Raw genomic sequence first — 15,534 nt, forward strand, 5'->3', positions numbered from 1 at the left:
CGCCGGTGGGCCTGTGCGCCCTCCCGCGCCCCGTGGCCGTGGTGGTGGGTGCCGGCGGCGTGCTCGGAGCGGCGCACGTCGGTGTCGGATACGCGCTGGAGGAGCGCGGGTTCGTCCCCGACATGATCATCGGAACCTCGGTGGGCGCCCTCATCGGGGCCGTCGCCGCCGCCCACCCCGACGGCTCCGCTCCGCGGCTGGACCGCGTGTGGACGCGGCTGCGTCGCCGTGAGGTGTATCCGCTCGGCTACCCGCCCTCGCGGGCCAGTGTCTTCACCGATCGCGGTCTGCGCCGGCTGATCGCCGAATCCGGGCTCCCGCGCCGGATCGATGAGTTGCCCGTCCCGTTCACCGCCGTGGCCATGGACCTGTGCACCGGCTCTCCGGCGTTGCTCGACCGCGGGGACCTGGAGTCCGCACTGCTGGCCAGCGCGGCCGTTCCCGGAATCCTGCCCCCGGTCGATCGTGAGGGCAGGACGCTCGTCGACGGCGGCGTGATCGCCTACGTCCCGGTGCTGGCGGCCCTGCAGGCCGGGGCGGCCAGCGTGGTGGTGCTGTCGACCGGGCCGGAGAGCGCGCCGCTGCGCCCGGCCGTCCCGCGCCGGCGGGCCGCCGCGATCGCCGCGAGGGCGGGGCTGCTGCTGATGCACCATCAGATCGAGCGTGATCTGCACGAGGTGGCGCGGCACGTTCCGACCGTCGTGCTGCCGACCGGCATCGAGGCCTGGCCCCGTCCATGGGACTTCGGCCATTCCCAGCGACTCATCAGCACCGCGTCCCGCGCGGCGGGACGCTTCCTCGACGGGCTTCGGGTCAGCGGTCCCGGCCTGTACCGGGAGAACGGCCCGACGGAACCGGCAACACCCACGCCGGCGGCGCACACAACGGTGCCGACAGCCGCGTCGGAGAACACAACGGCGACCGCGACCACACCGGTGACGGCAGCCGCGTCCGCCAGCTCGACGGCGACCGCGTCGGAGAACACAACGGCGACCGTGCCAGCGACGACAGCCCCACCCGCGACGCCCGGCCCGCGCGGGGCCTCGGAGTCCTCCGCACCGGGAGCCGCCCTGTGACTGCCATCGCGTTCCTCAACATCGCCATGCACGGCCGCGTCAACCCGACGCTGCCGGTGGTGGCCGAGCTCGTCCGGCGCGGCCACGCGGTCACGTACCACACCTCGCCCGCCTTCCGCGAGGAGATCGAGGCGGCCGGCGCGACCGTGTGCCTCTACCCCGGGGGCGACCAGCCGCTTCCCGATCCTCCGACGCCGGTCACACTGATGGAGGGGCTTGCGGGCACTGCCGTCCGCCTGCTCCCCGGGGTGCTCACCGACCTGCGCCGCACCCGGCCCCAGCTGATCGTCCACGACAACGCCTGTCCGTGGGGCGCGGTCGCCGCCCGCGAACTGGGTGTGCCGGCGGCGTCGTCGTTCACCACCTTCGCGTTCAACCGGCAGGTGCCCAGCCCCACCCGCGGCTCATGGGACCTGCTCGCCGCGGCGACGGCCCGACCGCGCAGCGTTCGGGGCTATCTGCGCTCCCGGCACGCGCTGCGCCGCCGTTTCGACACCGGTCGCCTGCCCCTGCTCGACGTGGGGAACATCCGTCAGCCGCTCAACCTCGTCTACACCTCACGGGCGTTCCAGCCCGCGGTCGAGGAGTTCGACGCCTCGTACCGGTTCGTCGGCCCGAGCATCGGCGCCCGCCCGGCCGACCCCTCCTTCCCGGCCGGGCGACTGCGGGGCCCGGTGCTGTACGCCTCGCTGGGCACGGTGTTCCACTCCGACCCGCGGCTGCTGCGCACGTTCGCCACCGCGCTCGCCTCACTGGGCGGCACCGCGGTCGTCTCCACCGGGCAGACCGACCCCGCCGCACTGGGTCCGTTGCCGGCCAATGTCCTCGCCCGCCGTTTCGTCCCGCAGCCGGAGGTCCTCGCCCGTGCGGCGTTGTTCGTCACGCACGGCGGGATGAACAGCGTCAACGAGGCCATGTACGCCGGGGTTCCGATGCTGGTGGTCCCGCAGGGTGCCGACCAGCCGATGGTGGCCCGGCGCGTCGTGGAACTCGGCGCCGGACTGTCGCTCCGCAACCAGGACGTCACCGAGGACTCCGTGCGTGCCCTCGCCGGGCGGCTGCTCGGCGACGCCCGCTTCCGGGGAGCCGCTGCCGCTCTGCGGGCCGCCCAGCACGAGGCGGGCGGATATCGGCGCGCCGCCGACGAGGTCGAGCGGTACCTGTGTGCGGCCGGCCCGGTCGGCCGGTCCGCTCCCGTCGATCCGTCACAGCGAGGCTGAGGGATGTCATTCGTCGTCGTCCTGCTCACGTTCGCCGGGATGTCGGAGGCCGCCGGGCGCATCGTGCCCCTGGCGGTACGCCGCCCCGGCATGTCGCGGGCCCGGGTGGCCGGGTTGCTGCTGGCCGGCGGCCTCGTCGAGGGTGCCGTGTTCGCTCTGTGGCCGCTGACCGCCTGGACCCTGGCCGAGCAGGTGCTGTCCTCGCCGCCGCCGGGCGCCGGGCTGGTGTGGACCCCGGGCCTCGCCGCCCCGCTCCTGCTCGCCGGCGTCCTCGCGTTCCCGTGGCTCGGCCCCCTGCTCCACCTGGTGCTCTTCGTCGGGGTCGGGGCCGGTCTGGCCGCCCCGCTCGCCACGGCCACCGGCCTGGGCTGGTGGGCCGCCGCCGGATGTGTGGCCGTCGCCGGCATCGGGCTGGGAGTCGCTGTGGAGGCCGTCCGCCGCCTGGTCGTCAGGATCAGCGCGACCGAGGTGCGGGAGTCGCTCGCATGAACCACTTCGTGCTCTGGGTCTTCGCGGTCGGGCCGGCTCTCCTCGCCGAAGCCCTGCTCGCGCGCTACGAGGTGCTGGCCTACGGCGCCGGCTGGCGGGCTCCCGTCACCGACCTCCCGGCCGGCGTGCCCTACGCCCGGGGCGCCGCTCCCGACAGTCCTCCGGGTGCCTACCTCGTCTACCTGGACGGCATCGGCAAACGGCGCGTCCGTGACAGCCGCGACGGCGGCCAGCTGGTCAAGGCCCTGATCGCCGGGGCGCCGGAGCTGCGGGTGCTGGGGCAGGTGCAGCCCTACTCGCCCCTGGCCGACCCGCTCGCCGAGCGGCCCGTGTGGGCGTGGCTGCGCCGCCGCATCGCACTGCTGCTGTTCCTGCACAACGTCATCCAGATCTTCGTCGCCGCCGACCGCCGGTACCGGCCCCTGTACAACCGGGCCGTGGGCTCCCAGATCGCCACCCAGCTGCGGCTCGCCGGCTACCTGCCCGACAGCGGCGTCCAGGTGGTGCTGCTCAGTTACAGCGGCGGCGCCCAGGTCGCCACCGGCGCGGTCGCCGAACTGCACGCCCAACTGCGTTGCCCGCTCCTGCTGATCACGCTGGGAGGTTTCCACAACGGCGCCAACGACCTCGCCGGTGCCGAGCATCTGCACCGGCTGACGAGTGCGAGCGACCGGATCGAACGCCTCGGTACCTGGATCTTCCCGCAGCGCTGGCGAGTGTTCCGCTTCAGCGGATGGAACCGCGCCGACCGCACCGGGAAGATCACCGTGCACCGGCTCGACCCGGCCACGCACGTCGGGCCGCGCAGCTACATCAGCCCGTCGGCGCAGGCGCCGGACGGCCGTACCCACCTCGTCCGTACCGTCGACACCGTGATCGCGCTCGTCCGCGCCCACCGCGGCGCGAAAGCTGCGACGGACGACCGGCTGCCGTGAGCGCCTCGACCGGTGCGCGCGGAGCGGGCCCGGTGTGCGCGCACCGGCCGCGACGGCGCCGGCCCACGGGAGAGGAACGCGGTGGCGACCGGCGCACCCGTACCCTCCGCGGCGCGCGGGCGCGGCGGCGGTCGGGCCGAGGGCGGCGGCGAGGGCCGACCGGGTGGTGCTCCTGTCCGACGCGCTGCCGTGCCTCCGCCACGCTTGTGCTAGTGCATTAATGGAAGCGCACTGAGGAGGGTGGAAGGTGACGTGGTCGCGTACCGGATCGACCGCGGCAGCGGCGTACCGGCCTACGTCCAGATCGTCGAGCAGGCCGAACGTGCGTTGCGGATGGGCACGTTGAAGGTCGGGGACAAGCTGCCCACGGCCAAGGAGGTGGTGGCGGCGACCGCCGTCAACCCCAACACCGTGCTCCGGGCCCACCGCGACATGGAGCGGGCCGGCCTGGTCGAACTGCGCCGCGGACTGGGCACCTTCGTCACGCGGTCGCTCGCCCGGCCCGGTGCTGAGGCCGACTCGCCCCTCCGGGCGGAACTCGCCGACTGGACGGGGCGCGCACGGGCGGCGGGGCTGGAGCGGGCAGACATCCTGGCCCTGGTCACAGCCGCGCTGGACGCCCACGACCACGACACCGGCGGCGACACCGGCGGTGACGGCCCGACCGACGGCCTCGACGCCGCCGGCGACGACACGACCGACCACCACGCCGCCGCCGAGGCCGACACCCGGCGCCTCACACCCCGGGCGACCGGGATCAGGACGACGAGGACGTATGACCGTGCCTGACGCGCCGGCCGCGCTGCGCGCGACGGGGCTCGGGTTCCGTCACCGGGCGCGGGGCGGCTGGACCCCGCGGGACTGCGACCTCGCGGTGCCCGCCCGTCGCGTCACCGCCTGCTCCTGCGCCGCCGTATCCGACCGCCCCGCACCACCATCCCCTTCAGTCCCCCACCCGGGATCCCCCTGCACGGAGGTCGTTGCACCATGCCCGCCGACGCCACGTCACCGAAGAAGCTGCGCAGCAACCGGTCCGCCCTCACCCACAAGGTCGGTTACGCGCTCCGCCACCCCGGCCGTGTCACCCCGTACCTGCGCCGGGCCGGCCGGGACGCCTGGCTGCGCCTGAAGCACCCCGACCACATCGGCTACTACCGGGCCGTGATGGCCTCGGACACCCGCCGCAACCCCGAGGCCGCGGTCGGCAGCCAGACCCACGAACGCTGGCTGGCGCTCGGGCGGATGCAGTTCGACTACCTCATCGAGCACGGGCTGCGCCCGGAGCACCGGATGCTCGACATCGGCTGCGGCAACCTGCGCGGCGGCTGGCGTTTCATCGAGCACCTCGACACCGGCCACTACTACGGCATCGACATCTCGCCCGACATCCTGATCGCGGCCAAGCGGACTCTCACGGAGCGGCGGCTCCAGGACAAGCTGCCCCACCTGACCATCACGGGCGACCTCACCCTCGACTTCCTGCCCAGTGACCACTTCGACGTCGTCCACGCGCACAGCGTCTTCTCCCACTCGCCGCTGAACGTCATCGAGGAGTGCCTCGCCAACGTCGGCCGTGTACTCACGGACACCGGGTTCTTCGACTTCACCTTCGACCGCACCGAGGGCACCGAACACCAGGTGCTGGGTGAGGACTTCTACTACCGCACCGAGACCCTGCTGGCCCTGGCGCGCAAGCACGGCCTGCAGGCGCGCTTCATGGAGGACTGGGAGAAGCGCCCCCACGGCCAGTCGAAGATCCGGGTCAGCCGCGCACCCCTGGAGGGGCAGGACGGCCGGTCCTGAGCAGCGGTCCGGCGGGCGCCGGCCCAGTGGCGGCACCCGCCGCGCGTCGACGCCCACGGGCTCGGCGCCACGTGCGTCGGGGCAGCGGGGCCGGCCGGACCGGGGCCTGGCACCCGCCGCCCTACGACCGGCGGAGCGCGTACGCGACCGACTCGCGGATCCCGTCCGGGAGACCCTCGTACGTGGCGAGCCGGGCGAGGGCGGCCCGGCTCTCGGGCACGGACCTGGTGCCGGCGAGCGCGCCCACGGCCGTCGCGGCGGCCATGCCACGCCGGACGTAGCGCTCGGCGAGGTCCATGAGCCAGGGCGTGAGGGCCGCCTCGTCGTCGACCATGAGGCCGCACCAGTACAGGGTCTGCTCGGCGATCCAGGCGGTGATGCGGCGGGTCCAGACCTCCTGGAACGCCGTCGTGGAGAGCCCCCGGCGGGCGCACTCCGCCTCGACTTCGGCCATGCGCTCGGCCGTCACGTACCGGGCGTAGGGCATCCGCTCGCGCAGGACGGCACGGATCTCGGTCCACTCGGGGTACACGTCGCCGGAGGAGTCGTCGACGGCCGCCTCCTCCGGCGGCTCGGGCGCGGCGAGCGGCTCCGGCGGCAGACAGGCCTCCAGCACGGCCCGCGCGTAGGCCAGGGTCTCCTCGTCCTCCGCCTCCGAGGTCCAGACGAAGGCGTTGTCCCACGGGTACGGATAGGCCCGCAGGACCTCGGGCAGCAGCGGGGTCTCGTCGGCGGCGGTCACGTCACTCCCAGGTATTCCATCGCGCTCTTGGGGTCGTTCATCCTGCCGGAGTCCAGCGCGGCCCGCTTCTCGGCGTCGCTCTTGGCGTTCCACGCGTCGTCCATGGCCCTGATCTGCCGCGGGGTGAAGTCCTGCCCGGCGATGCGGACGCCGAGGCCGTTCTCGGCGAACGTCCGGGCGGGAGTGCCCTCGGGGGTGACGTTGTTCCTCCGGTCCGTCTGGTAGCCGTCGAAGATCTTGTGCCAGTCCTTCTTCTGCTCGATCTCGTAGCGGGCGGCCCGCGGCGGCGGGCCGCCCTGCCCGGCCCAGTCGGCGAGTCGCTTCGCCTGGGCGGGGACGGTGTACTTGGTGGCGGCGTTGGCCGTGTTCTTCACCTCGACGGCGTGGACGTTGCCGTCCTTCCCCCTGTAGAGGACGTCGACGTCGTCGACACCGGAGACGTCGACCGTGGTGCCGTCGCCCATGTCGACGGACTGGCGGCCCTTCTTGGCGCCGACGGCGCCGTGGACCTTGGTGCCGTCGGCGGCCTCGGACGCCGCTCTCCCGGCGGCGCGGACCTCGGCCATCGCCTCGGCCAGCTGGTGCCGGTTGCCGGCCTTGAGGACCGTGGCGGCGAGCGAGCCGCGGGTCTGGCTGTCGATGCCCTTGTTCCGCAGTGCCGCGTCGAGGTCCCTCAGTGCGGCGGCCAGTTCCTCCTTGCCGTACTCGCCCTTGCCGAGGTCGGGATCGTCCTTCGCCTTCGCCACCAGGTTGTCGATGCCGCCCTCGTTGAGGTTGAAGCGGTCCGCCTTGGCCGTCTTCTGCTTGTCCCGCCCGTCGACGATCGTCTGCTTCACCTGGTCGGCCACATCACCGAGCTCGGCCGCGTCGGCGGCCCTGTCCGCCTCGTCGGCCTGCTGCTGCGCCTCACGGGCGTCGTCCGCCTCCCCGCCCTCGCACGGCACGGGGGTCCCCTCCGCGACGAAGCGCACCGGCACCGATGCGGGGGCGGCCGCGAGAACGACGGTGCCGCCGCCGGGCCCTCCGAGGTGGCGCGGGGCTCCTGTGCCGTACGGGGCCCGGAGGGCGCCGCCGAGGGCGACGAGCTTGCACCCACCCGCTTCCTCGACCTTCTCCTTCGCTTCGTCGGCGACCTCCTGGGCCTCGTCCGCCGCGTCCCGGGCGCCCTTGGCGTCGCCCGCCTCCGCGGCCTTGCGGGCGCGGCCGGTCGCGTCCTTGGCCCTGTCGACGATCTCGGTGACGGCCCCGGCGATCCTGCCGAGGCGGCCGAGCTTGCCCAGCTTGGCGGCGGCCTTGACCTCGCCGTAGCCGGGGATGAAGAGCGAGCCCACGTTCCAGACGACGTTGGTGACCGCCTGGGTCTCCTCGCCCCGGTTCCAGGCGTCGCGCACCTCGTCGCCGACGAACATGTCGTCCAGCGGCTTCAGGACGACGTCGACCCCCGTCCCGCCCCAGTCGGTGAGCGCGTCCCCGTACTCGCCCCGGTCCCACTTGCCGCCGGCGTCCTTGGTGCCCTCGGTCCAGACGTCGCCGAGGCTTCCGACGTAGTCGCCGAGGCCCGCGATGCTGTCGATCGGATGGATGATCGTGTTCCAGGTGTCGGTGAGGTCGCCCCAGACACCGTCGACGAACAGGCCTTCGAGGACCTGGCCGCCGTAGTCGAAGGTGCAGCCCCAGAAGCCGGAGCAGTCCTCCTTCTCGCCCCCGCCGTTCCCGCCGTCCCCGTCCCCGTCCCCGTCCCCGTCCCCGTCGTCGTCGTCCCTCGTCACCGTGCTGTCGCCGATCGGCTCGTACGGATCGGTCGGGTCGCCGCCCTCGTCGCCGCCCTCGCCGTCCTCGGAGCCGGGCACGACACCGCCGGGGTCGTCCTGGGCGGAGCCGTCGGGGACCGTGCTGCCCGGGCCGCCGGTGCTGCCGCCGGTCGCGTCGCCGTCGGTACCGCCCCGTCCGCCATCGGTACCGCCCCGTCCGCCGTCGGTGCCCTCGTCCGCGCCCGTGGAGCCGTTCGTGTCTCCGCCCGTGGCGTCGTCCGCGCCGTCGCCGGCCTGGTGCGTCCCGTCGCCACCGCCGTGGGCCGGGCAGGAGCGGCCGACCAGGGAACAGACGGCCTCCTGCAGCCGCCCGGCGATCCTGTCGCCGACACCGCTCATCACCAGCGTCGCGACGATGGCGGCCACCAGCACGATCAGCCCGGTGTACTCGACTGCCGTCTGGCCGCGGTCCCGACGCCAGGTGAGCATGTGGGGCAGCGAGAACGGCCGCCGTTCCTGGCGTTCGGACGGTGCCGAACGGAACCACTCCCGCGATTCCTTCATGCACAGGAAGACCAGGATCACCACGGGCAGCAGGAGTTGTGTGAGGCCCTGGACCGAGCCGCCCCGCAGAGTGGCCAGAGCGCCGGAGACCAGCCACGCCTGTACGGCGATCAGTCCCCAGCGGACCCCCTCGCCGCCCGTCCACACCCGGCGTGCGAGCAGCCAACCGGCCACGCCCGGCGCCGCCGCGTACAGCAGACCGCCGAGTACGAGGCCGCCCAGCGCGCCCACCTGGGCGGCGGTGAGCAGCAGACCGACGCCGCCCACGATCGTCGCCCCGAACAGGACGTACACCAGCAGCCGCGCGACCACCAGCTGCTGCGGCATGGCGCGTCGGGCTCCGCCCGCTCCGACGACATCGACATAGAAGGACATGCTCGCCCACCCCCCGGACGCCTGAGACTAGAGCGCCCGAGCGAGCGCCACCTGGGCCCCCGGACCCAAATCCGGTCCCAACGCCGGGGCCCAACTCAAGCTCGGGCGGGCCTACTTCGGGCCGATGTCAGGAAGTCCCGGGCCGGCCGCCGGGTTCCGGGTTCGCCGGCGCTTCCGGCTGTCCGGGGCCTTCCGCGGCGACGGATGTCCGGCGGGCCGTGCCACGCCCGCTCATGGGTTCCGGCCCCGCCGGAAGGGATCGCCGGCACAGGCCCCGCCCGGAGGCGAGGCGCTCCGCGCAGCGGTGGGCTCCGCCGGCCGCGCCTGCCGCCCTGAGGCGGGCAGCGGAAGGGGTGCGGACCGAGCCGCGGCGTGTCACAGAAACGGGACCCGTCCGGTCTATCGGTCAGACGGGGCAATTCATGATCTGCCTCGCTCATCGGTACCACGGCCACACAAGGACAGCAGTTCGATGACCACAACCAGCACCACAACCATGTCGCTCGGTGATCGGATGCATGCTTCCGAGGTCTCCGAGTCGGCGTTCGCGTTGTTCGACGAGCAGGGGACGACGGTGGGGTGGACGCAGGCGGCCGAGCGGCTCACCGGGTACTCCGCCGGGGACGTGGTGGGCCGCTCCGCAGCACTCGTCCTGCCGGCGTTCGACGAGGGACAGTCGATGTCGGCCTTCGTCGAACGGTGCCGTGCCGAGCACGGCTGGTCGGGTGTGACGGCGGTGAGCCATCGGGACGGTCGCGTGCTCGACGTCGGCCTGCGCATCTCGGTCCTGCACGGGCGGGACGGAATCGCGCGCCGGCTGATGTCCATGAGCGACGTCGGCGCGAGGTCCGGGGAAGCGGTGAGCGGAGCGGTCCGGGGAGCGCTTCTCACCCGCGCGCCCATCGGCATCTCCATCCGCGACCCCCGGCTCCGGTGCTTCGCGGTGAACGACGAGATGGAGACCCACGACGGCATCGCCCGCGACCGGAGGCTGGGACGCCGCTTCACCGACGTGCTCCCCGGCGTCAAGGCCGAAGCGCTCGAGGCGGTGATGCGGCAGGTCCTGAGGAGCGGCACCACCAAGGTGCACGAGTACCGGACCTGGCTGCCGACGATTCTGGGCCCGGAGCGCCCGTTCGCGGTGTCGTTCTCCTGTCTGCAGGGCGCGGACGGCCGGGCGCTGGGGTTGTGTGTCATCAGCGTCGACGTCACCGAGAGCCAGCTGGCACGCGAGCGCCTCACGGTCCTCACCCATGCCGGCGCGCGCCTGGGCAGGACGCTGGACGTGATGCAGACCAGTCAGGAACTCGCCGATCTCGCCGTGCCCCTGTTCGCCGACTTCGTCGCGGTGGACCTGGAGCAGTCGGTCCCCTTCGGCGAGGGTGCCCCCGTCCGGATCGGTCAAGTGGGCGACCGCCTCCCCGTGTTCCGGCGCGCGGGACTCTCCTCGATCCGCCCCGGGGTACCGGAATCGCCCTGGGCGCGGGGTGAGCCGGTTCCCCTGCCGCCGGGCTCACCCGTGGCCGCGGTCCTCGCCGCCGGCCGCTCCCACTTCGAGCCCATCCTGGACACCGCTCCGGGCACCTGGATCGACCAGGACCGGCCACGGGCGCGGAAGATCCACGAACACGGCATGCACTCGTTGATGATCGTGCCCATCCGTATGCGGCGCGCCCTCCTGGGAGTGGTGGTGTTCACCCGCACCAAGGACCCGGTTCCGTTCCAGGAGGCCGATCTGTTCCTGGCCGAGGAACTCGTCAGCCGTGCCGCCGTGTCGTTGGACAACGCGCGCCGGTACGCCCGCGAGCAGACGGCGGCTCTCGCACTGCAACGCAATCTGCTGCCGCACCGCCTCAGGGGCGGCGCCGCGGTCGAGACGGCGTCGCGCTATCTGCCCGCCGACCTGGACCACGGTGTCGGTGGTGACTGGTTCGATGTGATCCCGCTGTCCGGGGCCCGCGTGGCACTCGTCGTCGGTGATGTGGTCGGCCACGGCATCGATGCCGCCGCGACGATGGGCAGGCTGCGTACCGCCGTGCACACCCTCGCGGACACGGAACTGCCTCCGGAGGAACTGCTGGCGCATCTCGACGACACGGTCCAGCGGCTGGCCGAGGCGGACGCGGGTTCCCCGGAGGATATGGCCGCGGTGGTGGGGGCGACGTGTCTGTACGCGGTGTACGACCCGGTGACCCGGCGGTGCACGATGGCGTCCGCCGGTCACCCGCCGCCCGCGATCGTCGACCCGCAGGGCAGGGTGTCCTTCCCCGACCTTCCCACCGGGGCGCCGCTCGGCATCGGCCTGGGCGTCCCCTTCGAAGCGGTGGAACTGGAACTCGCCGAGGGAACACTCCTCGCCCTCTACACCGACGGCCTCGTCGAGGCCCGGGGCCACGACATCGAGGAGGGCATGCGTCTCCTGGGCACCGCTCTCGCCACACCGGACCGGTCACTGGCAGAACTCTGCGACCGCGCGATGGAGCCGTTCGCCGGCCAGGCCGCGTGCGACGACGTCACACTGCTCCTCGTCCGCACGCGCGCGCTCAGCCCGACACAGGTCGCCTCGTGGACGCTGCCCCGTGACCAGAGCGCGGTCCGCCGGGCCAGGAATCTGGCAGCCGGTCAGCTGTCCGCCTGGGGACTGGAGGGCCTCGAGGAACCCACGAAGCTGATCGTCAGCGAACTGGTCACCAACGCCATCCGTCACGGCACCGGCCCGATCGGTGTGCGGCTGATCCGGCACTCCGTCCTGACCTGCGAAGTCTCCGACGCCGACCTGTGCGCCCCGCGCTCGCGCAGCGCGCGCATCGTCGACGAGAGCGGGCGCGGTCTCTTCCTGGTCTCCCAGCTGTCCCGCAGATGGGGCTCCCGCCTGGTACCGGGGGGCAAGGTCGTCTGGGCAGAACAAGCCATCGGCCCGGAGCCCTCCCACCCGCGGGAGTCCGGGCCGGCGTTCGAACCCGAAGAGCAGTGGACCGTGCCAACGGACGTCTGACGCAGGGACCTTCACACGGACGTGGCCGTGGCCCCGGCCAGGGCGCGGAACGCGACGGCGAACTGCTCGGCGGCGCCGCCGCATTGGTGCCGACGCCCGGCACGGGCGGGACCTCTTGTGGGCGGGCGCAGGGGCAGGGCTGCGGTCGACATGGTCGACGTGCTCGGGGTGCGGTCGCGTGCGGCCGGGAGGCGACTCCGCGGGCCGGCCCGACCGGGGCACCACCGGCGTCTGCGAAGCCCTCCCGTGCGCTCTCGGAGTGCGTCCGAACCCGCCGCGCCGGGGGACCGCCGACGCGGCCGGTCCCCGCGGGGGCGGGGGCGCGGCCGCCGGGGGACCGCCGACGCGGCCGGTCCCCGCGGGGGCGGGGGCGCGGGGGAGGGGAGCGAGGGGTCCTCGTCCGCGTTCCTGTCCGCGTCCGCGTCCGCGTCCTCGTTCTCGTTCTCGGGCTGCGGGACCCCGGCCGGGCGGGAGTAGGCCCCGTACGGGACGAGGCCCGTACGAGAGCGGTCCCGGGTCGAGGCGAGCCGAAGCAGGCGCTGGACGAGGGCGGCCCCGGGGCGGGGGCCGGGCGAGGCTTCATCAGGCGGCGCCTCTGCCGCAGGAGCAAGATGGAGGAGTGCTGCGCGATGTCACCGTCGCCGGTCCGTGAGACATCGGCACGGCGTGAGGTGCTTCGCGAAGCGGTTGCTGTGTTCCGTCACACCGGCGAGGCGGCGACGGTGCGTGGCCCGCGTCTGACGCGGAGCGGCCACGGTGCGTGCGCACGGCTCGCCGGCGGGACGGAGCGTATGGGGTCCACGGAGCGAGCGACCGGCGTCCTCGGTCGAGGCCGGCAGACAAGCTGGAGTAGGGATGAGCGACACTTCGCGCGACTACGACGTCGTGGTCATCGGCGCCGGACCCGCGGGAGAGAACGTGGCCGACCGCACGAGCGCCGCCGGGCTCACCTCGGTGATCGTGGAGAACGAGTTGCTCGGCGGCGAGTGCTCGTTCTGGGCGTGCGAACCCAGCAAGGCGCTGCTGCGGCCGGTGGTGGCACGTACCGACGCCCGCCGGGTACCGGGGCTGAGACGAGCGGTCGAGGGACCACTGGACGTCCCCGCCGTCTTCGCCTACCGCGACAAGATGTGCATCTACTGGACGGACGACGACCAAGTCGAGTGGCTGGACTCCGTGTCCGTGGACCTGGTGCGAGGCCACGGCCGGCTGGACGGTCCGCGGCAGGTCGTCGTCGAGACCCCGGACGGTGGGACGCTCCGCCTGAACGCCCGGCACGCCGTCGTGGTGGCCACCGGTACCGTCACCGCCTTCCCGGACCTTCCGGGGCTCAAGGAAGTGCGCCCGTGGACCAACCGCGAGGCGACCTCCGCCCGGCACGTGCCGAACCGGCTCGTCGTGGTCGGCGGCGGTGTGGTCGCCGTGGAGATGGCAACGGCCTGGCAGGCGCTCGGTTCCCGGGTGACCATGCTGGTCCGGGGCAATGCCGTGCTCAGCAGGATGGAGCCGTTCGCCGGGGAGATGGTGGCGGACGCTCTGCGGGAAGCAGGTGTGGACCTGCGGTTCGGCACCACCGCGACGGATGTCGCGCGCCAGGACGGCCCGGACGGTCCGGTGCGGGTCGGCCTGTCGCAGGGGGACCCACTGGTCGCGGACGAGATCCTGTTCGCGACCGGGCGAGCGCCGCACACCGCCGACCTGGGTCTGGAGACCGTGGGCCTCGCCCCCGGGGACTGGCTGGCCGTCGACGACTCGTACCGCGTGTCAGCCGTCGAGGACGGCTGGCTCTACGCGGTCGGCGACGTCAACCACCGGGCGCTGATGACGCATCAGGGGAAGTACCAGGCGCGGATGGCCGGTGCCGTGATCGGGGCCCGGGCCAAGGGCGAACCGCTCGATGACGGCCGGTGGGGCGCACACGCTTCGACCGCCGACCGCGAGGCCGTGCCGCAGGTCGTCTTCACCGATCCGGACGTCGCAGACGTGGGCCTGACCACCATGGAGGCGGAACGCACCGGCCGCAACGTCGACGTCGTGGACTTCGACATCGGCCGGGTCGCGGGAGCCGTGCAGTACGCCGAGGGCTACCGGGGGAAGGCGCGCGTGCTGATCGACCGCGACCGCGGCACCGTCGTGGGCGTCACGTTCGTCGGTCCGGGAGTCCAGGAACTGCTCTACTCGGCGACCGTCCTGATCACGAGTGAGGCTCCCGTGGAGCGGCTGTGGCACGCCGTCCCGGCGTTCCCGACGATCAGTGAGGTCTGGCTCCGCATCCTGGAGACGTACCGCGACCGTGACCGCCGGCAGACCGGGACGGCCGGCTGACATCGGCCTCGTACGTTCCGTGGGACGGCGGCTCGTTCCCCGGCGGCGGCTCGGCTCCGGCGAGGTCGCTCTCGCCGCTCGTTCGGCAGCACCGCCCGTGCCGACGGCCGCACGTGCGGTCCCACGCCCAGGGGGCTCGGTCACCGGCGGGGGGCTCGGTCACCGGCGAGTCCACGGCTCTCAGTCCCCGGCGACCCGGATGATCGTCTTGCCCGGGACCCCCCGGGCGGCCAGCGCGTCGGGAGCCTCGGCGAGCGGCCGCACGGCCCCCACCATCGGCTTCAGCCGACCGTCCCGTACCCGCTGGGCAAGTTCCACGAGCCGTGCGCGCTCGGGCTCGACGACGAAGAAGACGGCCCGCCCGTCCTTGGGCTGGACCGTGGGCGGCATGGAGACGGCGACGAGCGTGCCACCGGGCCGCACCAGAGCCGCCGAGCGGTCGAGGACCTCACCGCCGATCGCGTCGAACACCACGTCGACCTCGCCGGCGTCTTCGAGCCGGTCGGCCTCCAGGTCCAGGAAGAGGTCCACGCCGAGACCGAGTGCCCGGTCTCTGCCGGTGGCGCGCCCGGTGCCGATCACCCGGGCTCCCACCTCGCGCGCGAGTTGCACCGCGATCGACCCGACACCGCCCGCCGCGCCGTGGACCAGCACCGTCTGGCCGGTGGTGAGGCGGCCGTGGTCGAACAGGCCCTGCCACGCGGTCAGCCCGGAGATCGGCAGCGCGGCGGCCGTGGTGTGGTCGACGTCCGCCGGGAGCGGAGCGAGATTCCGGGCCTCGACCGCGGTGTACTCGGCCAGTGAGCCGTCGCGGGTCCAGTCGCAGATGCCGAACACCCGCTGACCGACGGTGAGACCGGTGGTGCCGTAGCCGAGCTCGGCGACGACACCCGACAGCTCGTGCCCGGGCACGCTGGGGGTCCGGTCGCGGCCCGCGCGGTCGGACCAGGTTCCCGGCCAGTCGAGCTCTCCGGGGGTGAACCCCGCGGCATGCACCCGCACGACGACATCGTTCTCGGCGGCGTGGGGGTACGGCATCTCCGCCGGCGAGAGCCCGCCGACGCCGGCGGAGCGGTCTCGAACAGTGATGGCTTGCATGACGGAACCTCTCTGCGGCGGGGATTGCCGGTCCGAGTGCACGGATCGGCAGGACCGGCCTTCACGGCCTTCACGGCCTTCGCGGCTTTCACGGCCTTCCCGAAACGGCGAAACGGCCTTCCCGAAACGGCGAAACGATGGGATCGCGGTCCGGATTCCGT

Annotated in this window: 11 protein-coding genes; 8 read left to right on the plus strand and 3 right to left on the minus strand. The window is 73.4% G+C overall.

Features of this window, described 5'->3' with window-relative positions; all coding sequences use genetic code 11:
• Positions 1-5 precede the first annotated feature (5 nt).
• The 6 genes from QRN89_RS30280 to QRN89_RS30305 all read left to right on the plus strand — a co-directional run bounded on the left by QRN89_RS30280 (position 6) and on the right by QRN89_RS30305 (position 5,523).
• A complete protein-coding gene (locus QRN89_RS30280) occupies positions 6-1,076 on the plus strand; it encodes a patatin-like phospholipase family protein (RefSeq protein WP_290352598.1) in 1,071 nt (356 codons plus the stop codon).
• On the plus strand, positions 1,073-2,296 hold the full coding sequence (locus QRN89_RS30285; protein ID WP_290352599.1) for a macrolide family glycosyltransferase: 1,224 nt from the start codon (positions 1,073-1,075) through the stop codon (positions 2,294-2,296). Before QRN89_RS30280 ends, QRN89_RS30285 begins: the two co-directional genes overlap by 4 nt.
• 3 nt (positions 2,297-2,299) lie before the next feature.
• Positions 2,300-2,785, plus strand: a complete 486-nt coding sequence (locus QRN89_RS30290) for a hypothetical protein (RefSeq protein WP_290352600.1) — start codon at positions 2,300-2,302, stop codon at positions 2,783-2,785.
• Positions 2,782-3,720 (plus strand): hypothetical protein, encoded by a 939-nt coding sequence (locus tag QRN89_RS30295; RefSeq protein ID WP_290352601.1) that lies wholly within the window; start codon positions 2,782-2,784, stop codon positions 3,718-3,720. Before QRN89_RS30290 ends, QRN89_RS30295 begins: the two co-directional genes overlap by 4 nt.
• A gap of 240 nt (positions 3,721-3,960) precedes the next feature.
• Positions 3,961-4,509, plus strand: coding sequence for a GntR family transcriptional regulator (locus QRN89_RS30300; protein WP_290352602.1), 549 nt, complete (start codon positions 3,961-3,963; stop codon positions 4,507-4,509).
• Positions 4,510-4,707: 198 nt separating this feature from the next.
• Positions 4,708-5,523: a class I SAM-dependent methyltransferase gene (locus QRN89_RS30305; RefSeq protein WP_290352603.1), complete on the plus strand. Its 816-nt coding sequence runs from the start codon at positions 4,708-4,710 to the stop codon at positions 5,521-5,523.
• 121 nt (positions 5,524-5,644) lie between these two features.
• Here QRN89_RS30305 and QRN89_RS30310 read toward each other — a convergent pair whose 3' ends face one another.
• On the minus strand, positions 5,645-6,265 hold the full coding sequence (locus tag QRN89_RS30310) for a hypothetical protein (protein WP_290352604.1): 621 nt from the start codon (positions 6,263-6,265) through the stop codon (positions 5,645-5,647).
• Positions 6,262-8,955: a hypothetical protein gene (locus QRN89_RS30315; RefSeq protein ID WP_290352605.1), complete on the minus strand. Its 2,694-nt coding sequence runs from the start codon at positions 8,953-8,955 to the stop codon at positions 6,262-6,264. The genes QRN89_RS30310 and QRN89_RS30315 overlap by 4 nt, the downstream gene beginning before the upstream one ends.
• 472 nt (positions 8,956-9,427) lie before the next feature.
• Here QRN89_RS30315 and QRN89_RS30320 point away from each other — a divergent pair, with 472 nt between their 5' ends.
• Together QRN89_RS30320 and QRN89_RS30325 are read left to right on the plus strand one after the other, a co-directional pair.
• Complete coding sequence (locus QRN89_RS30320; RefSeq protein ID WP_290352606.1) at positions 9,428-11,950, plus strand: SpoIIE family protein phosphatase; 2,523 nt, start codon at positions 9,428-9,430, stop codon at positions 11,948-11,950.
• A gap of 855 nt (positions 11,951-12,805) precedes the next feature.
• Complete coding sequence (locus QRN89_RS30325) at positions 12,806-14,275, plus strand: dihydrolipoyl dehydrogenase family protein (protein WP_290352607.1); 1,470 nt, start codon at positions 12,806-12,808, stop codon at positions 14,273-14,275.
• A 180-nt stretch (positions 14,276-14,455) separates the two neighbouring features.
• Here the strand turns inward: QRN89_RS30325 and QRN89_RS30330 are convergent, their stop codons facing one another.
• Positions 14,456-15,373 (minus strand): NADP-dependent oxidoreductase, encoded by a 918-nt coding sequence (locus tag QRN89_RS30330; RefSeq protein ID WP_290352608.1) that lies wholly within the window; start codon positions 15,371-15,373, stop codon positions 14,456-14,458.
• Positions 15,374-15,534 lie beyond the last annotated feature (161 nt).

This window comes from Streptomyces sp. HUAS CB01 (assembly GCF_030406905.1).
GTDB classification, from domain to species: Bacteria; Actinomycetota; Actinomycetes; order Streptomycetales; family Streptomycetaceae; genus Streptomyces; species Streptomyces chengbuensis.

What these genes read in the sequence shown, in the direction of transcription:
- QRN89_RS30290 (WP_290352600.1), top strand. Translation starts at nt 2,300, where the DNA reads ATGTCATTCGTCGTCGTCCTGCTCACGTTCGCCGGGATGTCGGAGGCC.
- QRN89_RS30295 (WP_290352601.1), top strand. Translation starts at nt 2,782, where the DNA reads ATGAACCACTTCGTGCTCTGGGTCTTCGCGGTCGGGCCGGCTCTCCTC.
- QRN89_RS30305 (WP_290352603.1), top strand. Translation starts at nt 4,708, where the DNA reads ATGCCCGCCGACGCCACGTCACCGAAGAAGCTGCGCAGCAACCGGTCC.
- QRN89_RS30315 (WP_290352605.1), bottom strand. Translation starts at nt 8,955, where the DNA reads ATGTCCTTCTATGTCGATGTCGTCGGAGCGGGCGGAGCCCGACGCGCC.
- QRN89_RS30320 (WP_290352606.1), top strand. Translation starts at nt 9,428, where the DNA reads ATGACCACAACCAGCACCACAACCATGTCGCTCGGTGATCGGATGCAT.
- QRN89_RS30325 (WP_290352607.1), top strand. Translation starts at nt 12,806, where the DNA reads ATGAGCGACACTTCGCGCGACTACGACGTCGTGGTCATCGGCGCCGGA.
- QRN89_RS30330 (WP_290352608.1), bottom strand. Translation starts at nt 15,373, where the DNA reads ATGCAAGCCATCACTGTTCGAGACCGCTCCGCCGGCGTCGGCGGGCTC.